The sequence below is a fragment of the Francisella sp. Scap27 genome (assembly GCF_013394105.1).
GTDB lineage: Bacteria > Pseudomonadota > Gammaproteobacteria > Francisellales > Francisellaceae > Francisella > Francisella adeliensis.
On record NZ_CP041326.1, the window covers coordinates 1,187,687 to 1,213,167 of the forward strand.

A 25,481-nucleotide genomic window follows, 5' to 3' on the forward strand; every position below is an offset into this window, starting at 1 on the left:
TTGAGTCTTTTATTATAGAATAAAATGGCGACTACCTACTTTCACCTAGCGAATGCTAAACTATCATCGGCGTGTTATAGTTTCACTTCTGAGTTCGGAATGGGATCAGGTGGTACCTACAAGCTATCATCGCCAAAACTTTAATCTCTAATGTTTTGGTTTTGTATTTTACTGTTTAATTGCATATCAATAAAGATATTTAACAATTCAGCATAGAAATAGACTTAAGTCTCTCGGATCATTAGTACTGGTAAGCTTCATACATTGCTGTACTTCCACACCCAGCCTATCAACGTCGTAGTCTCCAACGTTCCTTACAGGTCTAAGACCTGGGATATCTAATCTTGAAGGAGGCTTCCCGCTTAGATGCTTTCAGCGGTTATCCCTTCCGAACGTAGCTACCCGGCAATGCTTCTGGCGAAACAACCGGAACACCAGTGGTTCGTTCACTCCGGTCCTCTCGTACTAGGAGCAACTCTTCTCAAATATCCAACGCCCACGGCAGATAGGGACCGAACTGTCTCACGACGTTCTGAACCCAGCTCGCGTACCACTTTAAATGGCGAACAGCCATACCCTTGGGACCTGCTTCAGCCCCAGGATGTGATGAGCCGACATCGAGGTGCCAAACTCCTCCGTCGATATGAACTCTTGGGAGGAATCAGCCTGTTATCCCCGGAGTACCTTTTATCCGTTGAGCGATGGCCTTTCCATACAGGACCACCGGATCACTAAGACCTACTTTCGTACCTGCTCGAGCCGTCACTCTCGCAGTCAAGCGCACTTTTGCCTTTATACTCTTGGCATGATTTCCGACCATGCCGAGTGCACCTTCGTACTCCTCCGTTACTCTTTGGGAGGAGACCGCCCCAGTCAAACTACCCACCATACACTGTCCTCGAATTTCTCCTGAGTTAGAACTTCAAATAGTCAAGGGTGGTATTTCAAGGTCGACTCCAACAAATCTAGCGACTTGTCTTCATAGTCTCCCACCTATCCTACACATAAATATTCAAAGTCCAGTGCAAAGCTGTAGTAAAGGTTCACGGGGTCTTTCCGTCTAACCGCGGGTACACAGCATCTTCACTGCGATTTCAATTTCACTGAGTCTCTGGTGGAGACAGTGTGGCCATCGTTACGCCATTCGTGCAGGTCGGAACTTACCCGACAAGGAATTTCGCTACCTTAGGACCGTTATAGTTACGGCCGCCGTTTACTGGGGCTTCGATCCACAGCTTCGCTTGCGCTAACCACTTCAATTAACCTTCCAGCACCGGGCAGGCGTCACACCCTATACTTCATCTTACGATTTCGCAGAGTGCTGTGTTTTTGATAAACAGTCGCAGCCACCTGATAATTGCAACCCATCTCTGCTCCAGGAGCAAGTCCCTTCACATAACATGGGCACACCTTCTTCCAAAGTTACGGTGTTATTTTGCCTAGTTCCTTCACCAGAGTTGTCTCATAGCCTTAGTATTCTCTACCTACCCACCAGTGTCGGTTTACAGTACGGTTACCTATACAATATACTTAGAAGATTTTCCTGGAAGCATGGCATCAATAGCTTCGTCAAACAAGTTTGACTTCGTCTCGTATCTCAGATCAACAATACACCGGATTTACCTAGCGTATCTACCTACTTACTTTCACCCGGACAACCATTCGCCGGGCCTACCTAGCCTTCTCCGTCCCTCCATCATTCATATAAGCAGCACAGGAATATTAACCTGTTTTCCATCGACTTCACTCTTCAGCTACGCCTTAGGTGCCGGCTTACCCTACGTTGATTAACATTGCGTAGGAATCCTTGGGTATTCGGCCAATAAGAATCTCACTTATTTTACGTTACTCATGTCAGCATTCGCACTTCTGATACCTCCAGCATGCTTCTCAACACACCTTCATCGGCTTACAGAACGCTCCCCTACCATATATTATCTATATCCGCAACTTCGGTGCATAGCTTAGCCCCGTTAAATCTTCCGTGCGGGCCGACTCGACCAGTGAGCTATTACGCTTTCTTTAAAGGATGGCTGCTTCTAAGCCAACCTCCTGGCTGTCTGGGCCTTCCCACTTCGTTTCCCACTTAGCTATGACTTGGGGACCTTAGTTGGCGGTCTGGGCTGTTTCCCTCTCCACTACGGACCTTAGCACCCGCAGTGTGTCTCCCGTGATTGAACTTGATCGTATTCTGAGTTTGCATCGAGTCGGTAAGGTCGTAAAACCCCCCTAGTCGAAACAGTGCTTTACCCCAATCAGTTATACACGAGGCACTACCTAAATAGTTTTCGGGGAGAACCAGCTATCTCCGTGCTTGATTAGCCTTTCACTCCGATCCACAACTCATCCCGTAATTTTGCAACATTAGTGGGTTCGGTCCTCCAGTTGGTATTACCCAACCTTCAACCTGGTCATGGATAGATCGCGCCGGTTTCGGGTCTACTCCTAGCAACTATACGCCCTATTAAGACTCGCTTTCGCTACGGATCCCTTATTCAGTTATCCTTGCTACTAAAAGTAACTCGCTGACCCATTATACAAAAGGTACGCAGTCACATAACTAAATTATGCTCCTACTGCTTGTATGCAAGTGGTTTCAGATTCTATTTCACTCCCTTTATAAGGGTTCTTTTCACCTTTCCCTCACGGTACTAGTTCACTATCGGTCATTCAGTAGTATTTAGCCTTGGAGGATGGTCCCCCCATATTCAGACAAGGTTTCTCGTGCCCCGTCCTACTTGCTCGTATGTCTAGTTCCACTAAGATTATTTCGTATACGGGACTATCACCCTCTATCGTCAAGCTTCCCAACTTGTTCTACTATAATTCTAGCTATATCATACCAGGCTCTTCCCACTTCGCTCGCCACTACTACGGGAATCTCAATTGATTTCTCTTCCTAAGGGTACTTAGATGTTTCAGTTCCCCTCGTTCGCTCCTAACTCTATATCGAGTAGGTAACCAGACTGCTCTGGTTGGGTTCCCCCATTCGGAAATCTCCGGATCATAGGTCATTTACCACCTAACCGAAGCTTATCGCAGATTAACACGTCCTTCATCGCCTCTGAATGCCAAGGCATCCGCCACTTGCACTTATTTTCTTAAGTCTATCTCTATACTAAATTGTTAAATATCTCTATCTTCATGCAAATAAATATTGGTGGAGCCTAGCGGGATCGAACCGCTGACCCCCTGCGTGCAAAGCAGGTGCTCTCCCAGCTGAGCTAAGGCCCCAATATGTTTTATACTCCCAGCATCTTACGATGTCTAGAAAATGGTGGGTCTGAGTAGACTTGAACTACCGACCTCACCCTTATCAGGGGTGCGCTCTAACCAGCTGAGCTACAGACCCGTATTTATTTACACTAAAATATATTATCTACAAACACTAAGTTAAATCACTTGAGAAACAACAGTTAAAGTTTATTTCTATTTTTCGTATTTCCTTTAAGGAGGTGATCCAGCCGCAGGTTCCCCTACGGCTACCTTGTTACGACTTCACCCCAGTCATGAATCACTCCGTGGTAAACGCCCATTCGTTAAGCTATCTACTTCTGGAGCAACCCACTCCCATGGTGTGACGGGCGGTGTGTACAAGACCCGGGAACGTATTCACCGCAGTATTCTGACCTGCGATTACTAGCGATTCCTGCTTCATGCAGTCGAGTTGCAGACTGCAATCCGGACTAAGAATACCTTTCTGAGTTTCGCTCCACCTCGCGGTATCGCAGCCCTCTGTAATATCCATTGTAGCACGTGTGTAGCCCTGGTCGTAAGGGCCATGATGACTTGACGTCGTCCCCACCTTCCTCCGCCTTGTCAGCGGCAGTCTCAATAGAGTACCCAACTTAATGATGGTAACTATCAATAGGGGTTGCGCTCGTTGCGGGACTTAACCCAACATTTCACAACACGAGCTGACGACAGCCGTGCAGCACCTGTCACTGAGTTCCCGAAGGCACCAATCTATCTCTAGAAAGTTCTCAGGATGTCAAGACCAGGTAAGGTTCTTCGCGTTGCATCGAATTAAACCACATGCTCCACCGCTTGTGCGGGTCCCCGTCAATTCCTTTGAGTTTTAGCCTTGCGGCCGTAGTCCCCAGGCGGAGTACTTAACGCGTTAGCTGCGCCACTAGATCCTTTACACCGAACCCAACAGCTAGTACTCATCGTTTACAGCGTGGACTACCAGGGTATCTAATCCTGTTTGATCCCCACGCTTTCGTCCCTCAGTGTCAGTATTAGTCCAGAATGTTGCCTTCGCCATTGGTGTTCCTTCTGATCTCTACGCATTTCACCGCTACACCAGAAATTCCCCATTCCTCTACTATACTCTAGTTTAGCAGTATCAAATGCAGTTCCAAGGTTGAGCCCTGGGCTTTCACATCTGACTTACTATACCACCTACAGACCCTTTACGCCCAGTAATTCCGATTAACGCTTGCACCCCCCGTATTACCGCGGCTGCTGGCACGGAGTTAGCCGGTGCTTATTCTTCAGGTAACGTCAATTCATTCAGCTATTAACCAAATAAACTTCCTCCCTGACTAAAGTGCTTTACAACCCTAGAGCCTTCTTCACACACATGGTATTGCTGGATCAGGCTTCCGCCCATTGTCCAATATTCCCCACTGCTGCCTCCCGTAGGAGTTTGGACCGTGTCTCAGTTCCAATGTGGCTGATCATCCTCTCAAATCAGCTATAGATCGCAGCCTTGGTAGGCCTTTACCCCACCAACAAGCTAATCTAACGCAGGCTCATCTATCCGCAGCAGCACAAGTGCCACTTTTAATCCGAAGATATTATGCGGTATTAACGTTCGTTTCCAAACGGTATCCCCCACAGATAGGTAGATTCCTACGCGTTACTCACCCGTCCGCCACTCGTCAGCAAGGAGCAAGCTCCTTCTGTTACCGTTCGACTTGCATGTGTTAAGCATACCACCAGCGTTCAATCTGAGCCAGGATCAAACTCTTCAGTTTAATCTATTTCTGACTCCAACTACTGTTCACTCAAATTCATTAACAAAGTGTTTGTATATAATATATCTATTAAATATCTCGATGACCGCAAACCTAATCGCTGCCTCGCTTCCCGTTGCATCACTCCCAACCGGTGAAGACATATAATACACATCACATTTACAAAACGCAACTACTTTTTACATCTTTTTCAAGGTTTTTTAAAGTTTAGGCTTTTTGCCCAAAATCTTAATCCTAACATAAGCTTTATTGACTTTATATTCGAAACAAATACCCCCCAAATCTTTTAGTATTAGACATATAAAATTAGAGTAAATTATCAATGTTTCTTAATTTTTATTATTTTTATTATTTTTAGTCTAAGAGAGTAAGTTAAAATAACACTATAACCTAGCAACCTCTTTTTATTATGCCATCGATAAACTTCAACTCTCTTGATAAAAAATTATATGAACGACCTCAGTTTAAGCAAGCTTCTGATAAAGATTTATTTTATTGGGGCAAAGATGTTCTTAGTAGGGATCAATACATTCACAAAAATGCTTTTAAGCCTCTTAAGCAAATGATAGCTGATGCACAGTCTGAAGGTGTAATATTAGAAGTGCTATCTATATATAGATCCTATGAATATCAAGAGGCTTTAATCAGCCGTCACCTTGATACAGGTAAAACCCTGGAGCAAATTGTGAAAAAAGTAGCGATTCCTGGTTATAGCGAGCATCATACAGGCTTAGCTATAGACTTTACCACTCCAGATGAGGATGGCTTAGTTACTGAGGCCTTTGAACAAACTTCAGCTTTTGTTTGGTTACATAAAAACGCTAATGACTATGGTTTTTATATGAGCTATCCAAGAGATAATCTTCAGGGAATGATATATGAGCCTTGGCACTGGTGTTTAAAATAATATATTTAATAATATAATTGATGAAACTCAAAAGCTTCATACATACAAATGTATTAACATATAACTATTGATTATTTGTTTATAGATGAGAATAATATACCTACAAATAAATATTTAGAGAAAATATGGGAAATACAAAAAAACCTAGTTTATTCACAGCTATAGCATTAAGTGTAGGTACTATGGTAGGTAGTGGTTGGCTATATGCATCATACTATGCCTCCCAAGCAGCTGGAGCTGCATCGATACTTTCATGGATTATAGGAGCATTTATAGTTCTTGTGATGGCGTTTTTACTGGCAGAGCTTGCTGTTAAATATCAAACAAATGGATTATTTACACAATTAATAACTCTATCACATAATCAACACTTTGGTTTTGTAACAGGATTATCAAATTGGATGTTAGGGCTTATTATCGTACCATCGGAAGCTATGGCCACGACACAATACATTTCTTCTATATACAAGCCAATGACTCCATACGTGTTTAGCGCAGGAGAACTTACTTTTTTAGGAGTGGTTGTCGTTGTTTTATTTATGTTGTTATATACATTAATAAACTACTGGGGAATAAAGTCATTATCAAAAATCAATAATTCATTAACTTCTTTAAAAATCATAATTCCTATAGTTACCTCTTTAATAATAATGTTTGCAGCATTTCATTCTAATAATTTTAGCGGTGATAATGTTAGTTTTATGCCTAAAGGTGTAAGTGGTGTTTTTAATGCTATTGTTACTTGTGGTATTTTTTATTCTTTCTTTGGGTTTCAGATGGCTGCTAGTTTTTCAGCCGAATTAGAAAATCCCAAAAAGAATATACCAATTGCTTTAGTTAGTAGCGTATTGATAGTTTTATTCATATATCTCTTACTGCAAATATCTTTTATAGGTGCTGTACCTGAGAAAATGCTAGGAAATGGCTGGGAAGGTTTGAATTTTAGTTCTCCCTTAGCTCAACTAGCAGGAATATTAGGCATAAACGCTCTTGCTATAGTTTTATATGCAGATGCTTTAATTAGTCCATCAGGTACAGGTATTGTATACCTAGGTGGTAGTGCTCGTATGCTTAATGAAATGTCTAAAGCAAAACAGATGCCTGAATATTTTGCCCGCGTTACACAAGGGGTTAATATTTCAAGAACTTCACTTATATTTACATTTATATGCTCTATAGTTCTAATATTCTTCTTTAGAAACTGGCAGATGATAGCATCTTTGACAACTACATTCATCTTAGTTTCCTGTATTGCTCTACCTATTTCTTATGCAAAAATAAAAGGCAATAAAGATGATCCATTGCCTGTAAACTATGTGCCTTTTCCTAGGGTTGTAGCTTTCATTGTATATATGATATTGACATATTTATTAATGATAGCAGGAGCGCTTAATTTAGCAGTAGCTTTGATACTTCATGTGTTGTTTTTCTTGATATATGCTTATATGGACAATAAAGGAAGTATTTCAAATATCTTAAAAGCCTTTGCATCATCATGGGCTATTTTTGCATATTTAGTCGCTGAGTTAATTTTTGGGTTTATATATGAAGATATTGTGTCTTATGATTTATTTATAATAACATTTATTGTTGTATCAGCGGTGTTATACCCATTATTAGTAAACCAAAAAGATTATCATTCCAAATAAGTGTTTACTATATACTTTTAACAAAAAACTCTTTCCTCTATAGAAAAAAACTTTTTAATAAAAGAATCTTTATTAAAAACTCGTTTTATAGCTTAATTAATAGTCAACCTACTAATCACTCGGAGAGACTTTTATGAAGTATGATTCATTTTCAAGAATGCTACATTGGATTACAGTTTTTTTAATCTTATCAATGCTAACTTTAGGATTTATTTGGTATCTAGGTAAAACAGGAAATCCTATAAACCAGTTTTATTATAATATAATATGGTATCACAAGTCACTGGGTATAACTCTTCTGATCGTGATGTCCGTTCGTGTAACATGGTTTTTTACAGGTATGAAAAAACCTCCATACAAATTTGATATTCTTATACATGAAAAGCTTTTAGCCAAATTAGTGCATTTTATGTTGTATGCTAGTATATTTACCATGATATTTTCTGGATGGCTACTAAGTTCTTTCTTGCATAAGCCTGTGCCTTTCTGGATATTTGATGTAGCTTTACCGCTACCTTTAATGGAAAGTATCGCTCCTATCTTTGATAACATTCATATATTTACAGTCTGGGTTTTAATAATTAGTATATGTTTACACATAACAGGTGTAATTAAACATATTGCAAAAAAAGAACCCATCCTAGAGAGAATGTTATAGAACTCTAGTAGTTAAACTTATTACAAAACTCTTTCAACTCATCAATAAAGGTTTTTATCGCATTAGATTTCTTCAACCTTTCTGAATATAAAGCATAAAGGAATTTGCTCTCAAGTTGAAAGTCAGGCAATACTTTTATTAAAAGCTGACTATCAAGCTCTTTTTTTACGATAAATTCTGGACCCAACATTACTCCCTGGCTATTGATTGCAGAACTTTTAAGAATTTCACCACTGTTACTAAGAAGATTTCCATCTACAGTCACATTTAGCTTTTTATCTGACTTCAAAAAAGTCCAAGAATTATAACTTTTATTATTTTTATATAATAGACAGTTTATCTTAGACAAATCCTCAAGGTTTGCTAGCTTATTTTCTTTACAAAAGCTTGGACTTGCTACCGCAACTCTTTTAATCTCAAAAATTTGTTTAGCTATAAGTCCAGTATCTGGTAAATCGTCACTAATTCTTAATATAATGTCATTTTGATTTCTAGAAAAATCAATAAAGCTATCGTTTAGATCTATTTGGAGATTGATTTCTGGATATTTATTATGAAAATATGGTACAAATGCACGTAAGTAGATCAATCCAAAAGCTAAAGGAGCACTAATAGTAATAATCCCTGTTAACGAATTATTTTGCATACTAAAAATATGCTCAAAATTATCTAGCTTATCTAATACTTCACAACAATGCTCAAAATACTCTGCACCATTTGCTGTAGGTGAAATACTTCTTGTAGTTCTATTAAATAATTCAACATTTAGCATACTCTCAAGATACTTAATCCTTTTACTCACTAAACCAATGGATATATCTTGGTTCTCAGCTGCTCTTGTAAAACTCTTAGACTTAAAAACACTAACAAATGTTCTCATGCATGTTAATTTATCCATACTCTTCCTAAGTGTAAGAATAACTTTAATAAACACTCTAACACAACTAGATATTTAGAACAGCACTTTTAAAATAAAGAATGTATTTTAATATATAGTTAGATAAAGACTCTAAAATATCCCATTATTATTTTTAGCCTCTTTAGGAACAGGTTCCATAAGCTCCCAATGTTCAATGATCTTTCCATCTTTTACTCTAAATGTATTAATTGCTGCTGTTCCTAAATCATTTTTTGATGAGTAAAAAATATTTTCTAAAATTACATAGTCATTACAAGCGAATATTTTTCCAGTCTCAACCCTTGTATACACTTTTTTATCACCAAGTCCTTTAAGATAAGTAATTAGACCCTCTGGTCCATCTTCTGCCGAAGGATAATGCTGTATGTATGTTTTTCCTAAATATTTAGAAACTTCATCCACATCACCTTTGTTAAATATTACATTTAATACTGCATTCTCAAAATCGACCACAGTATTAACATTTTTTTCGTTATACTCACACTTAACAACATTGGACTTAGATATTATTTCTGGTACAGCATTATCTTTATCATTTGCTAATAATATTACAGGTATAAAACTAGCTAAAATTCCCAACAGTTTATATTTTTTCATACAATTCTCCACATTTATTAAAGGATTAAATCTTTTATTTGCTGCTCAACTTGCTTTAAAGATTTTTCTCGTACTTCCTCATTTAAATCAACTCCTTCAGCGCAGATCACGGTTATGTCATTTACACCAATAAAGTTAAGAACTGTTCGTAAATAGTTTTCTTGAAAATCTAAAGGTTTTGCTGGACCTTCACTATAGATATTTCCTTTACTAAGAACTAGGATCGCTTTTTTATTTTTTACTAAACCTTCAGGTCCATTAGATGTATATAAGAAAGTTTTTCTTGCAATCATTATATTATCAATCCAAGATTTTAGTGTTGATGGAATACTAAAATTATACATTGGCGACTCAATAACAATAATATCATTATCAAAAAGTTCTTCTACTAGCATGTTAGAAGTAACCAGTTTATCTTGGTTATTAGTTGCCATGGCATTAATAAAGTCTGGATTTATATGTTTTACAGAATCATCTACAAGATCTCTCTCTGAAATTTTTACACTATCAGTGATTTTAAAATGGTTAATTAAATCATCCCCGACTTTTCTTGAAACTGAATTTTCTTGTTTTATACTTGATCTAATATGTAATATTTTTTTCATTCGTACTATTAGCCTCACTTCCCTATTCACTCTCTAGTAATAATTATATACCTATTTCATGATACCTACAAAAAAGTGTAATTTTTATACATGACTAAAACAGAACATCTTTCTGATTCTTATCTAAACGACTAAATAATTCATTTGTTGCGATTCCCCTTATTTGACAAATTTTATTTATAACTTTAAATAACAGTTCTGGCATATCATTATTAGATTCTTTTCCTAAAAGCCACGAATATGATGATGGATTATCAGTTTCCACCAAAATTCTATCAAGAGGTACTTTTTTTGCTATTCCCTGTATATGTTTACTGAACATAATCTCCACACCTATAGAAAAATATCCACCTAAAGCCAAGTACCTTTCCATAAGTTCTAAGCTTCCAGCATACCAATGCACAACAAACTTTCTATGATTGTATTTTTCTAAAACATCTAACACCTCTGATTCTGCCCCACTTGTATGTAGGTTTAAAAACTTACCTTTAACAGCCTTATGAGAAACAATATATTCAAATATTTTTTGTTGGTCTTTATAGGGAGCTGCATATTTCAAAAACCTTTTATCTAACCCTATTTCACCAATATAATTTGCCTCATTTAAATATTTATCTAAGCTACCTAACTCATTAACATATTTATCTGCTTTCCATGGGTGAATCCCAAAAGAAGGTATAACAAAACTATATTTTTCAGCAAGAGTTTGTATCTTTTTATACGAAGGAATACACATTGACACTGATAAAAGCATAATATCATTTGCTTGACATTGTTTTGCCAGACTAGCATATAAGCTCTCATCATACTTATCTGTATGTACATGAGCATCTAAGAGCATAGTTTTTGCTCCTCATAACATTTTCTCCAATGCTTATAACCATAAATAGCTATTATTAGATATACGAAAGTTGTTATTGCCGCAAAAGGTATATCTTTGTATATATATAAAAAAACATATACCGAATCAACTACAATCCAAATAAACCAATTCTCAATATACTTTTTAGCTGCCAATAAAACACAAACCAATGATGAAACACTTGTAAAACTATCAAGATACGGTGTAGTTGAATCTGTAAATGTAATTAAAGCTTGAGCCACCAAAAATGAAAAACAAATAATAGTGACGATAATCAAGGGCCAAAACAGTAATGATTTAAAAACTTTAGGTTTTAAACTCTTATTTGATCTCTCTAGAGACCAATCAAACCAACCATAAAAAAAGAAACATAAGAGTATTATTTGTAGGTACATATCAGCATATAATCCAGCTAAACCAAATAGCACAGAGCTCATTATTAAACCTAAAATACCTACTGGCCAACCTATTGTAAGAAAGCTAGCAAGTAAAAAAGTACAAAGTAAATTGATAATCATAGTACAAAAGTCTAAAAGGTGCATATTAATCCCTAGTTTTTATCTGTAAAAAGAAAAAGCACGAGAGAGCAGCAAGAACAGCAAAGATGTGAAATTGATCAAACTCCCTACGCTAACTCTAATTAGTTCAGGTTATAAGGGTTCGATTTTAATCATCTCAGCTTTTTAAAGCACCCCTGTTTCAGAAGGATAATAACACAAATGTACTATCACTATAAACTTTATATGATTATATAATATAACTTTATATTTAAAATGGATCCGGGTACTTGCTGTATATTTTTTCTATCTCTCTTAAAACTTCTTCAGATAACTCTAAATCAATGGCTGCTATATTACCTTTTAATTGACTTAAAGATGAGGCTCCTATTATTGAACAACTTAAATACTCTCTTCTAAGCGTGAAAGCTATTGCCATCTGATAAAAATCTAAGTTATATTTTTTTGCAACAGCATGATACTCTTCGATTGCTTGATTACAAGTTGGGGTTATTCTCCATGAAAGTTCATGCTCTATGCCATCTCTAATAGCTACAGCCAACCTTGATTTTGATGGGATCTTACCACCAAAATATTGTCCTGAAAGAACACCTTGACTAAGAGGAGACCAACCTAAATACGATAACTCTTCTAAAGCACATGACTCTAAAACATTTAACTCATCTCTTCTTCTTGTTAGGTTATATTCATTTTGGACGCTTTGAATTCGTGGTAGATTATATTTTTCAGCTAAATGACAAAACTGACTAATACCCCAAGAAGAATCATTTGATAATCCGATGTGCTTTATTTTTCCAGCTTTTACTAAACTATCAAAAGTTTCTAAAGTTTCATGTATATTCGCTAAAATATGCTCTTTCTTCTGATTACCAATAGCAGGGATAAAATCTCGACCATTAGCATGATGATGGTATGGTCTATTGGTCGGCCAATGTAATTGATATAAATCTATATAATCTGTGTTAAGGCGTTTTAAGCTATTATCTACGGCTGTTAAGATAGTTTGTTTATTTATCTTTGGTTGCTCTTCACCTCTGGCCCATGTTAATGGAGAGATTTTTGTTGCCAATACAATATCTTCTCTTTTAGCTCTTGAAGCGATCCAGCTACCGATTATTTCTTCTGTCTTGCCATATTTTTCAGCTATTTTTGGCACAGGATACATCTCTGCTGTATCCCAAAAGTTCACACCTTCCGCTAAAGCATAATCCATCTGCTCAAAAGCCTCATTTTGGGTGTTTTGTTGTCCCCAGGTCATTGTACCCAAACAAATACGGCTTATATCTATATTTGTTTTCCCTAGCTTTGTATATTTCATTATATATCCCAAGTATTATTTTTAATTCGGCGTATATTATTTTACCATTTTATACGGATCAACCACCCTTTCAAATTCATCTTTAGATAGATAATTTAAATCCCTATTAGCTTCAGCTAAAGATATATTATTTTTATCAGCATAATGGGCTAATTTGGAAGCCTTGTCATAACCTATTTCTGGACTTAAAGCTGTTACTAACATTAAAGAATTTCTCAAAAAAGAATCTATTTTTTCTTTGTTAGGCTCCATTCCTTTTAGTAGAAATTTTGTAAAACTGTTACAGCCATCTGACAAAATATTTATAGATTTAATAATATTATAGATGATCAGTGGCTTATAAACATTCATTTCCAGATAACCTGAAGCTCCTCCCATAGCAACAGCCACATCATAACCGATGACTTGTACTGCTACCATGGTTAAAGCTTCGCATTGTGTTGGGTTTACTTTGCCCGGCATAATAGATGAACCCGGCTCATTTTCTGGTAACAATAATTCATGGAAACCTGCACGCGGCCCACAGCTGAGTAATCTAATATCGTTTGCTATTTTGAATAATGAATTTGCTAAGATTTTTAGATTAGCCATAACAGCAACTAAAGCATCATGAGAGCCTTGTACTTCAAACTTATTGGCAGCTGAAACAAAAGAAAAGCCCGTAATTTCTGCTATATGGGACGCTACCTTATCACAAAAGTTTTTAGGTGCATTAATACCAGTACCAACAGCTGTTCCACCTAGTGCTAATTGGTAAACTTCTTCAAGCGAGTCCTTTAACCTAGTAATATTTTTATTTAATAGTGCTGCATAACCTGAAAACTCTTGTCCTAAAGTTAAAGGCACTGCATCTTGCATATGTGTTCTACCGATTTTTACGATATCATCCCATTGTTGTGCCTTTTTATCTAACTCCTCATGCATACTTTCAAGTGCAGGCTGAAGTTTTTGTGTGATACCATATGCTGTAGCGACATACATAGCGGTAGGAAAAGTATCGTTAGATGATTGCGACATATTAACATCATCATTTGGATGAATCGGGGTTTTACTACCCTTTTCTCCGCCTAAAATTTCTATTGCTCGGTTAGATATAACTTCATTAACATTCATATTACTTTGTGTGCCACTACCTGTCATCCAAACATGTAAAGGGAAATGTTCATCTAATTTACCTGAAGTTATTTCATCTGCTACTTTAACTATTACATCTTTTTTTGATTTAGACAAATACCCTAATTCATTGTTTGCTAAAGCTGATGCTTTTTTTACTATAGCTAAAGCTTTTATTACCTCTAAAGGCATTATGTCAGAACCAATATCAAAATATTTTAGCGATCTTTGTGTTTGAGCTCCCCAGTACTTATCATCAGGAACATTTATTTTGCCCATACTATCTGTTTCTATGCGCATATCATCTCCAGCTTTTAACCTTATAACTGATATTGTAACAAAGAACTAACTATAAAAGAGCCGTGATCTAATAAGAGATTTGCTATGTGGTATGATCGTAAATTATGAAATAAGGGTCAGATAAGCTATGAGGTTTTCGTATTCCTCTTGAAAAGCTAGCGTTTTTCAATAATATCTCTTCTTAATACATAATAATCAAATAGAGCAGCAAAAGCATGGATCGCAATAACCCATAGTCCAAAATACGCTAAAGTGTTATGTACATCTTTAATAGCAACTACATTTGCATGAGGCATTACATCTAAAATACTTGGTAACCCAAAAGGTATAATATAAGTTCCTTTTGCACTTATAATACACCAACCTAATATCGGCATAAAAATAAGCCAAGCATACAAAAATAGATGTATTAATTGAGAGATGAGCTTTTTTATCTTACTCTTTTTATGTCGGCTATAACTCATTCCTCCGTAAATTTGACGGAGAAAAAGCCTAACGATAGTTAAAAACAATACTATAAAACCTATATATAAATGTGATGATTTCATAACATCATGAAAAAGATTATGCTTGCCAAAAGAGCTTCTAAACTCAATAGAAATGAAAGCACAGACTATAAGTATAGCTGTAAGCCAGTGAATTAAGATCATTAGTCTTTTCATAAATATCTTTAGGATAAAAAAAGTTTATTATATCTTGATAAAACCAGAAGTGAACTTTTTTATAGCTATTTTCGTTAAAAAGCCCCAAATGCTGAATATAGAGCTATATAGATAACAGATGTAACAGCCATACACGCTGGTATTGTCAGAAACCATGCTGTTGCCATTTTACGCACTACTTTCCAATTCACACCTGAATCAGCAAAACCCGCCCCCATTATCGACCCAGATGCAACCTGTGTTGTACTTACAGGTAGGCCAATATGAGAAGCACCCATCACTAATATACCCGAACTTAGCTCAGCAGATACTGCATTTACTGGCTCTAACTTTGATAGTTTAGAGCTTAAAGTTTTAATTATTTTTTTACCACCTGACAATGTACCAAGGCCCATTGCTGTACCACACAATAGTATAACCCAATCCGGAACATCTGTAGTCTGTACTAATCCAGCACTTAAAAGAGCCAAAGTAATTATCGACATGGTTTTTTGAGCATCATTTGAGCCGTGCGAGAAAGATAGTAGGCTTGTTGAAAGTATTTGAAACTCTCTAATATATCTATTTGTTGGCCGGATATTGTTTACTCTAATAAATATATTTATAAGAATAATACAAATAACCAAAGCTAAGAAAAATGCCATAACAGGAGAACTCACCATTGGTATAAGCACTTTATCAACGACTGTTACATAGTTTACATCTTGATAACTAGACCCAATAATCACAGCTCCTACCAATGAGCCTATTAACGCATGAGATGAACTTGAGGGAATACCAAAACTCCAAGTAAAGAAGTTCCAACTAATAGCCCCAAGTAAAGCAGATATAAGTACAATATCCGTTACAACCTGAGTATCAACAAGACCTTTACTAATGGTTGCAGCAACTGCTGTGCCAAAAAAAGCTCCTAAAAAGTTAAAAAAAGCTGCTAAACCTATCGCTTGATAAGGTGTAAGAGCTTTTGTCGCTATTGGTGTTGCAACAACATTTGCTGCATCATGAAAACCATTTGTGAACTCGAAAAATAATGCTACACAGATTATTACAATTAAAACCGTTGTTACCATAATAAGTAAATACCCTTACTAAACTTCTTTTACATGTATTCTTATTATTGACTCAGCTACTGAAGTACAAGTTGAAATAGCACTTTCTATAGCCTTATAAATATCCTTAACTTTCATAATAAACATCACATCACCATCTTCAAAGTATGAAAACTTCTTCAAAGCATGCCCTAGATCTTCTAAAACATTCTCGTCAAGAGCTGTTAACTTCATATTTAATGTTTTAAGTTCCTTATATTTACCTGCACAAAATGCTTTCATCATATCATCTAGAACTTTAGTCATTTTTCTAAGAGTCTCAACACAGTTTGATAAATACTTATTTACATCACCACGCTCTTCTTCTAGCAAAATCTGTATATATCTGTGAATTTTCACTATTCTCTTATTAAGTTTTAATAGAAGAGTGATGATATTGTGTAGCTCTACTCTATCTATAGGAGTTACAAAATATCTAGCTAACTCATGATCCATTTTATTAGCTGCCTCTACAGTAACAGCTCTAGTTAGCCTTAGCTCTTCTATAAGCTCTGCTGAGGTTAATGTATCTGTTTCTTTTAATAACTGATCCAATATTCTTGCTGAATCTTCTACACTTTCTGTAGCTTCAATCATCAGTTCAAAAAATATTTTTTCATTACTAGGAATCAAAGACTTGACTAACTTTCGCAACATTTAGGATATCTCCAAATTAAGTTTTCTTTTTCACTAGAGTTTATAACAAGTAAAATAATTAAAAACAACCTAAATTTGACAAAAAAAATCATCTATAAAAAAGTATTGTTTTCATCAGAAAAAGGTATATCATTACTGCTCCAAAAAATCTATTGAGCTAAATAATTTTCGGTATTTATTATTTATTTCTATAGCTTCATTAAAATCAATGAGCTTAAATCTAAAACTCTCACCCATAGCAAGCTGGGCCAACTTATTCATATCAGTTTCTACTACATTTAAAACCCTTGGATAACCGCCAACAGTCTGGCGATGTCTCATAAGTACTATAGGTCCGTTTGGAGAAAGCTGTACCGTACCATCAGTTACTGGCTGAGATATCATTTCAATCTTTTTGACATCTAACTTACTTCCTTCCAGTACTAAACCCATTTGACTTGAGTTTTGAGATATTTTCCAACTTTGATCAAAAAGACTCTCATCATTGAAGACATAATACTCTGGACCTTTAACAACTCTAATTTTTCTCTCTGAATATAAGTCAGTTATAAAACTTGTGATCAATGAAGATCTTTTTTTAGCAATATATTTACTTGTTTTAGCATTACTTTCCACAGCAAATATAATTGTTCTAAAACCACTTTTCTGTCCACCAAATGATATAGTTTGTCCTTCATTTAAGCTATAAACTTTATCCTTTAATATAGGCTTATTCTCATCTATAAGTATTTGTTGATACCCTGCTCCACATATTATGAAAAGCATTGGTTTATTAGCGACTATTTTAGTTGGGTAAATCATTTCAATAGCTTGAAAACTCTCAGGGCTATCAAAAATATCAAAAGCAATATTAAAACTTAACTGATCTTGTGCTCCATTTGGAGATATTCCCTTATCTTGCTTTCCAAAATCTCGCTCAGCAACATCAAAATGTAACCCACCTGATACTGAAAACAATTTTTCTAACATAATTACCCTCTATAAGAATCTAAAGCTTGAGCTAACTCTAAAGCAATCGCACTATCTGAGTGTATGCAAACGGTTTCAGAGTCAAATTCTTTTTTTTGCCCACCTATATTTATATATCCATTTTTTAACTGATTGTATTGTTCAACAGCTTCTGACACAGTCTCAATTTCATCATTAGGCATGCCTCGGGGAATTAATACCGGATTAGAATTTTCATCAAGCATATAGCCTCTTTCAACAAAACTTTCCTTTACTATTTTTATTCCTTTTGACCTTGCATATTTAGCCACAATACCAAAGGGGCTAGCTAGGAGTTCTTCTACATTGTTTTTCACGCACCAAGTAACAAAGAGTTCTGATAATTTAGAATTTTTATTAAGTTCATTATTTAAGGCTCCATGTGGTTTAATCGCTTTTATATCTGTAAATAAAGCAAACTGATCATCAAATGATTTTAAAAGTTTATCATCATCTATGCTAATAACCTTTCTACCAAAATTTTCCTTATCAGGATATGATATATGTGCTGTAACTTTGACACTATTTAACTTACATAACTCCACATAATAATCTACACTTTGTTGATCACCAGCATGACCACCACAAGCTATATTAGCGATATCTATATATTTTATAAGCTGATCATCTATAGGATGTGCAACCCCTCTTTCACCAAGATCACAATTTACTAAAAGCATCACTTTCTCCTAAATCTAATTTTATCTCCAGCATTAAAGCTAGTAAAGTCATCAAAATCTGTATTACCTAAAATATTCCAACCGCTAGGGGTTTGTTCTGGGAAAATTGTAGTCTGTAAACCACCAATTCCTACAGAACCTTTTGCTATTCTGTTACGAGGTGTTGCTAAGCGTTGTACACCAATACTTTCATCCAGTCCAAGAAGGTACGGTAAATATGGTTTAAACCCAAGCATTGCTATGGTATATACTGGTTTTGTATGGCGTGTAATAACCTCATTTACACTCAGATTTAAAGTCTGTGCTACTGACTCCAAGTCTTCACCGTTATAATCCACCAAGATATCATGTGTTGTAGATACACTTCCAGCACTATAATCAACTTGTGAAATTTTATTAATTATAGCTTTTTCAAATATAGATAGGTCTAAGAAGTCTGTATGAAATGCAATACTATTATATGTTGGTACAATATCTAAGATATTATATTGACGACAAAAACTCTTATCAGCTAGAAATTGTCTGTATATTTTAATTATCTTGGAATTGTCCTCAAAATCAAGCTTATCACTAATAGTGTAAATAAAGCATCGTTCACTTAAAAAGTAAGTCTTCATTTTATAGCTCTCACTTATAAAAACTTAAAGAAATAATAACCTGTATATGCTAGATTATAAAGTTTTATTTTTTTGGGGGTCAAGGAAGTATAAGGCGAATAATCCAACTAAAGCACTTACAGATATTACACCTACTGCAAAATAGTCAGAAAACTCATTTGCCAGATAGAAACACACAAACGGCAATAATCCACCAAATATTCCGAAACCAATATTATAAGCTAAAGCAAATGCTGTATAGCGAATCTCTTTTGGTAAGCATTCTGTGAAAAGAACCATGATATTACCATAGAATATACCAAAAATAGCTCCCATAACTACGAAGAACAAAATTAGCAATTCACTATTCATTTTATATAATTGATACATTGGTAGAGATAGTACGAGCATTAATACTAAACCAAAAGCTGTTATACCTTTAATGCTGAAATACTTTGTTAATCTCGCAGCAACATTACAAGTTATAATGAAAACGATTATGCTTATAGTTGTTAGGATTGCGACATTTACATGTGTCTGCCCTAGAACTTGTTTAATGATGTTTGGCAAAATCGTAATTTGGAAATATGCAACAACTGCTCCAGGAAAACATAGCAGTAGCATATAAACAATACTTTTATAGTTTTTCAAAACCATAGATCTAAGCTTTATATCACTTGTCGCTGGCTTTTCTTCTTCATCTTTACCATGCTTGATAAAGAAAGACAATATTACAAGAATGATAGCTATTGCAAAAAGTATTCTCCATCCGCCATTAGCCATTGATTCATCAGGAATAAAATACCTTATAAGCTGAAAACTAACGATCGCAAGCAATATACCACCAAATGCACTGGTAACAACACTTACGCCAGCCCTAGCTTTACCAAACATTGTATTTTCACCTTCAACAAGTATCACAACTGAACCACTATACTGACCACCTATAGCGATACCTTGCAGTATTCTAAAGGCAACTAAAATCAGTGGTGCAAATATACCAATTGTTGCATAAGATGGTAAAAGTGCCATACCTACGGTAGGAACCCCCATAAAGAATGCGGCTAAAGCTAGAGCAGTTGTTCTACTTTTTTTATCACCTATATAGCCAAAGATTATCCCACCAATTGGACGTGCTAAAAATCCTGCTGCAAATGCACCAAACGCTGCTAAAAAGCTAGCAAAAGGGCTACTCAACTCGGGAAAAAATGTAGCTCCAATATATACCGCACAAAACGAGTAAACTGTGAACTCATACCACTCAGCTGAGCTTGCTAGTAAAACTAAAAATTTTTTCATAAGAACTCATTTATCAAATACTGTTTATACTATTTATAGTATAAAGTGATAAATAAATATAGTTATTTTTTAATTTTAGGGGGATTTTTTTTAGAAAATCTTGAACTTAATTGTTCAATTAATATGGTTAAGATTAGCTATTAAGCCTACATGAACGAAGAGATCATGCGACTTTATTTGCTTGCCAGGTTTCATTTTTCCGACTCGGCTTCTACTTGTCTCGCGTTTATGCCGCTTTTTTTAAGCTAGTTTTTACCGCATGAGCAGTTTTACTGTTTACAGTACCTGTCATTGGTATAGTGCTAGTGATATTAATATCAATAACTTCTATCACATTTGCTAGTTTTTTAACAATCTTATCAATTTTATCTTGTGTTCCATGCACAACAAGATTAAAGTGTGAAATACCCTTATTAGCAGTCTCAAAAACCGTTAATTGTTCTATATTAATACGATTACGAGATAAAACTGATGCAATTCTTTGTAGAACACATAGTGTATTCTCGGTATTAATAGTTATGAAATATATATTTTCTTGCATAGTTTTACTCCTCTATTCCAAGTTTAGTATTACTGATTGATTCACCCGCCGGCACCATCGGAAATACATTCTCTTGCTGCTCAACTTTTACCTCAAGTAAATATGAGTTTTTTGCAGCAAGAAGTTCATCAATTGCCTTGCCTAAATTTTCTCTTTTACTAACTTGCTGGGCATTAATATCATAAGCTTCGGCAAGTTTTATAAAATCAGGCGATGAAATTTCTGTGTGAGAATACCTACTTTCGAAGAAAAGTTGTTGCCATTGACGCACCATACCTAAGAAACTATTATTTAGTATAATAATCTTTAGATTCAAATTTTCTTGTCTTAAAACAGCTAACTCTTGTAAATTCATTTGAAAGCCACCATCACCAATTACAGCAATGACCTCTTTCTTATCTCCAACTCCAACTTTAGCTCCGATTGCTGCAGGCAAAGCAAAACCCATCGTACCAAGTCCACCTGAGCTAATATGTGCATTCTTTGACATAAACTTATAATAGCGTGCGGCTATCATTTGGTGTTGACCAACATCCGATACAATAGTAGCTTCGCCGTTAGTTTTTTCAGAAACTAAACTTATAACTTCAGCCATCTTAATATCACCAGATATAGGATTTGTTTCATCATCAATTACAGCTGCAACTTCCTTGCTATGTTCATCAGCAAACTCTTTGTGCCATGTTTCGTGATTTTGCTCAGCTATATATGGAATTAATGCATCTATTGCTTCTTTTGCATCAGAGTTTATACCCACATCAGCCTTAACATTTTTATCAATTTCAGAAGGATCTATTTCAATATGAATGATTTTAGCATTATTAAGGTACTCATCAAGCTTACCAGTAACTCTGTCATCAAATCTCATACCAACAGCTAAAACTACGTCTGCTTCATTACATAGTACATTAGCAGCATAATTTCCGTGCATTCCCAACATACCTTTATATAAGTCATGCTTATAAGGAAAAGAAGATAAGCCTAGTAAAGTACACACAACTGGAAGATTAGCTTTTTCAGCAAGTTTCAGTAATGAATCTTCAGCGCCAGAAAGCATAACTCCATGCCCGGCAAGAACAATTGGTCTTTTTGCGTTATTTATAAGCTCTGAAGCTCTAAGAATCTCATCCATATCAATCATAGGTTTGTGTAGCCACTTACCATTAATATTTCCTTGAGCTTGCTTATACTCCATAAGAGCTGTTTGAGCATCTTTAGTAATATCAATTAAAACTGGACCCGGTCTTCCACTTTTAGCTATTTCAAAAGCCTTTTTAAAAACCTCAGGTATTTCATTTGGATCTGTTATTTGATAATTCCATTTAGTCGCAGCAACTGACATACCAATTATATCAGCCTCTTGAAAAGCATCTGTCCCTAAAAGAGATGAAAATACTTGCCCTGTTATACATACAACTGGGATAGAATCAATTTGTGCATCCGCAATCCCTGTTAGAAGGTTTGTCGCCCCAGGGCCAGAAGTTGCTATTGCAACACCAACTTTTTGTGTAGCTCGTGCATAGCCAACAGCTCCATGGATGGCTGCTTGTTCATGTCTAACCAGAATATGATGAAGATTGTGACGCTCTTCATGTAAGGCGTCGTATGTGGGCATAATAGCACCACCTGGATAACCAAAAATGCAATCAACACCTTCAGTTTTAAGAGCTTTTACAATAGCTTGAGAGCCTGTTATTTTCATGCTTATAGTATGTCCCCCCTACTAAATCACTTTACTTCTCGAATCTTATATTAAATCATAATAAGTGAGTGTATCAAAGTAAAACTTGAACTTATATTTTTTAAAGCAGATTTATGAAACTTTTTTAAAGAACTAATTGAAGCGATTATTGAGAGTAATTTCGATAATAGTTATACCTATCTCTAGTACAAATTACCGCATCTATCTCAAAAGAGTTTAAGCTTTTATATGCGATCAAATACTATGTATACGTTAAAGCATCTTTATAAGCTTCACCTTGCTTTATTTTTTCGAACACTTCTCTTATCTCTTGCGTTATTCCAAGATTATTCTGTGCTTTAATACTGTTATCATCAATTGTAGCCACAGGAGTTACTTCTGCAGCAGTCCCACAAAAGAAAACTTCATCAGCATTGATTAACTCTTCAACCTTGAAAAGACTCTCATTTACTTTATAGCCCAAATCTTTAGCTATGGTTATTATAAGTTTTCTAGTTATACCATTTAGTATAGTGCCTAAAGGGGGTGTAGTAATTTCTTTATTTTTTACGAAAAAGACATTCATAGCAGCACCTTCAGCTACATTGCCATCTACATCAAGTAATAATGATTCATGATAGTGCGTATCTATAGTCTCTCGTGAAGCTAAAATACTATTCACATAATGACCGCCAATCTTAGCATCACAAACTGTTGATCTTGGGTGAATACGAATATACTTACTTACTTTAATATCTACAGAATCAGCGTCCATATATTTGCCCATAGGCAAACAATAAATAGCAATATCAACCGGATGATCTTCTTTTGGTAAAACAGATACCGGACCCTCAGCATAATAAGCTAGTGGTCTTATATAACAAGCTTGATTACCACTTATTTTCACTATATCTAAAACAGCTTGGCACAACTCTTCGAGAGAAAACTTTACCGGCATGCCTAAAGCATTCATTGAATACATAAATCTTTGCATATGTTCTTTTAATTTAAGTACTCCAACTCCGTTAGGAGTACTATAAGCTCTAATACCTTCAAACACAGAAGAGCCATAATGCAAAGAATGTGTATTGATACCTACTTTAGCATCTTCATATGAAACTATCTTTCCATTTTTCCAAATTTTATCTATCACTTTTTAGTACCTTTTCACTTTAATCTAAATCTGTAACGCAACCTGTTGATGCTGAAGAAACTGTTTTAATATATTTTTTTAGTGTGCCTCGAGTAGCTTTTTGCGCTGGAGCAACCCATTTAGATTTTCTTTTAAAGATTTCTTCTTCACTCAAATCAACACTTATAATGTTTTTAATAGCATCAATAGTTATGTCATCACCATTTTGCAGCAAAGCGATCATTCCACCAACTTGTGCTTCCGGAGCTATATGACCTACGATAAAACCATGTGAACCACCAGAGAATCTACCATCAGTAATTAAAGCTACATCTTGACCAAGCCCTGCTCCCATTATTAGAGAGGTCGGTTTAAGCATTTCTGGCATTCCAGGCCCACCTTTAGGACCTTCATAGCGAATAACAATAACATCACCCTTAGCTATTTTTCCAGCTTCAGTCGCAGCTATCATCTCTTCTTCAGAATCAAAAACATTTGCTTTGCCTTTAAATATTTCACCTTCTTTACCAGTGATCTTAGCTACAGAACCTTCCGGTGCTACATTGCCTTTAAGAATCTGTAAATGACCTGTTTTTTTAATTGGATTATCAAAGCTTTGTATAATTTCATTATTTTCCGGTAATCCTGGTAACTCAGCTAAATTTTCAGCAAGTGTTTTCCCTGTTACTGTTAGGCATTCACCATGCAGCATACCCTCTTCAAGAAGCATTTTCATAACCGCAGGAGTACCGCCTATAGCGTGTAAATCTGCCATAACAAACTTACCACTTGGTTTGAAGTCAGCTAGAACTGGAGTTTTATTAGCAATCTCTTGGAAGTCATCTATCTTTAAGTCAACATCTAGAGAACTTGCTATAGCTAAAAGGTGTAGTACAGCATTAGTTGATCCGCCCATTACAGTTATCAAAACCATAGCATTTTCAAACGCTTTGCGTGTCATGATATCTTTAGGCTTAAGATCTAATTCAAGCAGGTTCTTAATAACCTCGCCAGCCTTATCACATTCTTGAACTTTTTCTTTTGATGTAGCTGGAGTAGAAGAGCTATATGGCAAACTCATTCCTAACGCTTCAATAGCACACGCCATAGTGTTTGCAGTATACATACCACCACAAGCTCCTGCTCCTGGACATGCTTTTTTAATAGTTTCTTGACGCTCTTCTTCTGTGATACTACCAGATAAGCATGCTCCATAGCTTTGGAAAGCAGTAACGATATCTATTGGTTTACCACGCATTATTCCAGCTTGAATTGTACCGCCATATATAACAAATCCAGGTCTATTTAATCGCCCTAAAGCCATCATACAACCAGGCATATTTTTATCACAACCAGGTATTGAAACTAAACCATCATACCAATGGGCAGACATCACTGTTTCAATTGAATCTGCTATTAGATCTCTAGATTGAAGCGAATAACTCATGCCTGAAGTACCCATTGAAATACCATCACTAACACCGATAGTATTAAATCTCATGCCTTTTAAATCCGCTTTCTCAACGCTATTTTTCACAAATTGAGCAATTTGATTTAAGTGCATGTTACATGTGTTTCCTTCATACCAAACACTTGCGATACCTACTTGAGGTTTATCCATATCTCGTTCAGTCATCCCTGTACCATAAAGCATTGCCTGAGAAGCACCTTGAGATTTTTCTTTAGTAAGTCTTTTACTGTATTTATTTAAACTTTTATCTTCCATATTT

The 25,481-nt window shown here is 35.7% G+C and carries 21 protein-coding genes, 2 tRNA genes, 3 rRNA genes and 1 riboswitch; of the genes, 3 read left to right on the forward strand and 23 right to left on the reverse strand.

The window, feature by feature from the left end:
* Positions 1 to 22: 22 nt before the first annotated feature.
* The 5 genes from rrf to FLM55_RS05780 all read right to left on the reverse strand — a co-directional run bounded on the left by rrf (position 23) and on the right by FLM55_RS05780 (position 4,982).
* Positions 23 to 137, reverse strand: a 5S ribosomal RNA gene (gene rrf, locus FLM55_RS05760).
* Positions 138 to 220: 83 nt separating this feature from the next.
* Positions 221 to 3,107 (reverse strand): 23S ribosomal RNA (locus FLM55_RS05765).
* Positions 3,108 to 3,158: 51 nt separating this feature from the next.
* A tRNA-Ala gene (locus FLM55_RS05770) sits at positions 3,159 to 3,234 on the reverse strand.
* 41 nt (positions 3,235 to 3,275) lie between these two features.
* A tRNA-Ile gene (locus tag FLM55_RS05775) sits at positions 3,276 to 3,352 on the reverse strand.
* A 96-nt stretch (positions 3,353 to 3,448) separates the two neighbouring features.
* Positions 3,449 to 4,982 (reverse strand): 16S ribosomal RNA (locus FLM55_RS05780).
* Together the 16S, 23S and 5S rRNA genes with 2 tRNA genes alongside form the textbook arrangement of a ribosomal RNA operon.
* Before the next feature lie 409 nt (positions 4,983 to 5,391).
* Here FLM55_RS05780 and FLM55_RS05785 point away from each other — a divergent pair.
* From FLM55_RS05785 to FLM55_RS05795, 3 genes are all read left to right on the forward strand, one after another.
* Positions 5,392 to 5,889 (forward strand): D-alanyl-D-alanine carboxypeptidase family protein, encoded by a 498-nt coding sequence (locus tag FLM55_RS05785; RefSeq protein ID WP_178948424.1) that lies wholly within the window; start codon positions 5,392 to 5,394, stop codon positions 5,887 to 5,889.
* 125 nt (positions 5,890 to 6,014) lie between these two features.
* Positions 6,015 to 7,538 (forward strand): APC family permease, encoded by a 1,524-nt coding sequence (locus tag FLM55_RS05790; RefSeq protein ID WP_178948425.1) that lies wholly within the window; start codon positions 6,015 to 6,017, stop codon positions 7,536 to 7,538.
* A 133-nt stretch (positions 7,539 to 7,671) separates the two neighbouring features.
* Positions 7,672 to 8,196, forward strand: coding sequence for a cytochrome b (locus FLM55_RS05795; RefSeq protein ID WP_178948426.1), 525 nt, complete (start codon positions 7,672 to 7,674; stop codon positions 8,194 to 8,196).
* 4 nt (positions 8,197 to 8,200) lie between these two features.
* Here FLM55_RS05795 and FLM55_RS05800 read toward each other — a convergent pair whose 3' ends face one another.
* The 18 genes from FLM55_RS05800 to ilvD form a co-directional block, all read right to left on the reverse strand.
* On the reverse strand, positions 8,201 to 9,094 hold the full coding sequence (locus FLM55_RS05800; RefSeq protein WP_178948427.1) for a LysR family transcriptional regulator: 894 nt from the start codon (positions 9,092 to 9,094) through the stop codon (positions 8,201 to 8,203).
* A 111-nt stretch (positions 9,095 to 9,205) separates the two neighbouring features.
* Entirely contained in the window at positions 9,206 to 9,712 is a 507-nt protein-coding gene (locus FLM55_RS05805) for a nuclear transport factor 2 family protein (RefSeq protein WP_178948428.1), read from the reverse strand.
* 17 nt (positions 9,713 to 9,729) lie between these two features.
* On the reverse strand, positions 9,730 to 10,317 hold the full coding sequence (locus FLM55_RS05810; RefSeq protein ID WP_178948429.1) for an FMN-dependent NADH-azoreductase: 588 nt from the start codon (positions 10,315 to 10,317) through the stop codon (positions 9,730 to 9,732).
* Positions 10,318 to 10,411: 94 nt separating this feature from the next.
* The gene (locus FLM55_RS05815) at positions 10,412 to 11,158 is read right to left on the reverse strand and encodes a TatD family hydrolase (protein WP_178948430.1); all 747 of its coding nucleotides are present in this window, start codon (positions 11,156 to 11,158) and stop codon (positions 10,412 to 10,414) included.
* Positions 11,149 to 11,727, reverse strand: a complete 579-nt coding sequence (pnuC, locus tag FLM55_RS05820) for a nicotinamide riboside transporter PnuC (protein ID WP_373193974.1) — start codon at positions 11,725 to 11,727, stop codon at positions 11,149 to 11,151. The genes FLM55_RS05815 and pnuC overlap by 10 nt, the downstream gene beginning before the upstream one ends.
* 57 nt (positions 11,728 to 11,784) lie before the next feature.
* A riboswitch (TPP riboswitch) is annotated at positions 11,785 to 11,885 on the reverse strand.
* A gap of 62 nt (positions 11,886 to 11,947) precedes the next feature.
* Positions 11,948 to 13,015: an aldo/keto reductase gene (locus tag FLM55_RS05825; protein WP_178948432.1), complete on the reverse strand. Its 1,068-nt coding sequence runs from the start codon at positions 13,013 to 13,015 to the stop codon at positions 11,948 to 11,950.
* Between the two features lie 36 nt (positions 13,016 to 13,051).
* Entirely contained in the window at positions 13,052 to 14,428 is a 1,377-nt protein-coding gene (gene fumC, locus FLM55_RS05830; RefSeq protein WP_178948433.1) for a class II fumarate hydratase, read from the reverse strand.
* A gap of 155 nt (positions 14,429 to 14,583) precedes the next feature.
* Positions 14,584 to 15,090 (reverse strand): cytochrome b, encoded by a 507-nt coding sequence (locus FLM55_RS05835; protein ID WP_256868852.1) that lies wholly within the window; start codon positions 15,088 to 15,090, stop codon positions 14,584 to 14,586.
* Positions 15,091 to 15,164: 74 nt separating this feature from the next.
* Positions 15,165 to 16,160, reverse strand: a complete 996-nt coding sequence (locus tag FLM55_RS05840) for an inorganic phosphate transporter (RefSeq protein WP_178948434.1) — start codon at positions 16,158 to 16,160, stop codon at positions 15,165 to 15,167.
* Between the two features lie 18 nt (positions 16,161 to 16,178).
* Positions 16,179 to 16,835: a PhoU family transcriptional regulator gene (locus FLM55_RS05845; protein ID WP_112869104.1), complete on the reverse strand. Its 657-nt coding sequence runs from the start codon at positions 16,833 to 16,835 to the stop codon at positions 16,179 to 16,181.
* Between the two features lie 132 nt (positions 16,836 to 16,967).
* Entirely contained in the window at positions 16,968 to 17,804 is an 837-nt protein-coding gene (locus FLM55_RS05850) for a hydrolase (RefSeq protein ID WP_178948435.1), read from the reverse strand.
* A gap of 2 nt (positions 17,805 to 17,806) precedes the next feature.
* A complete protein-coding gene (locus tag FLM55_RS05855) occupies positions 17,807 to 18,502 on the reverse strand; it encodes a 5-oxoprolinase subunit PxpA (RefSeq protein ID WP_178948436.1) in 696 nt (231 codons plus the stop codon).
* A complete protein-coding gene (locus tag FLM55_RS05860) occupies positions 18,502 to 19,119 on the reverse strand; it encodes an allophanate hydrolase subunit 1 (RefSeq protein WP_178948437.1) in 618 nt (205 codons plus the stop codon). Before FLM55_RS05860 ends, FLM55_RS05855 begins: the two co-directional genes overlap by 1 nt.
* 54 nt (positions 19,120 to 19,173) lie before the next feature.
* Complete coding sequence (locus tag FLM55_RS05865; RefSeq protein ID WP_178948438.1) at positions 19,174 to 20,397, reverse strand: MFS transporter; 1,224 nt, start codon at positions 20,395 to 20,397, stop codon at positions 19,174 to 19,176.
* Positions 20,398 to 20,623: 226 nt separating this feature from the next.
* Positions 20,624 to 20,938 carry an acetolactate synthase small subunit gene (locus FLM55_RS05870; protein WP_178948439.1) on the reverse strand — a complete coding sequence of 105 codons (315 nt, stop codon included), beginning with the start codon at positions 20,936 to 20,938 and terminating at the stop codon, positions 20,624 to 20,626.
* Between the two features lie 4 nt (positions 20,939 to 20,942).
* On the reverse strand, positions 20,943 to 22,640 hold the full coding sequence (gene ilvB, locus FLM55_RS05875) for a biosynthetic-type acetolactate synthase large subunit (protein ID WP_178948440.1): 1,698 nt from the start codon (positions 22,638 to 22,640) through the stop codon (positions 20,943 to 20,945).
* 241 nt (positions 22,641 to 22,881) lie between these two features.
* Positions 22,882 to 23,772 carry a branched-chain amino acid transaminase gene (locus FLM55_RS05880; protein ID WP_178948441.1) on the reverse strand — a complete coding sequence of 297 codons (891 nt, stop codon included), beginning with the start codon at positions 23,770 to 23,772 and terminating at the stop codon, positions 22,882 to 22,884.
* A gap of 19 nt (positions 23,773 to 23,791) precedes the next feature.
* Positions 23,792 to 25,477 (reverse strand): dihydroxy-acid dehydratase, encoded by a 1,686-nt coding sequence (gene ilvD, locus FLM55_RS05885; RefSeq protein ID WP_178948442.1) that lies wholly within the window; start codon positions 25,475 to 25,477, stop codon positions 23,792 to 23,794.
* Between the last annotated feature and the right edge of the window lie 4 nt (positions 25,478 to 25,481).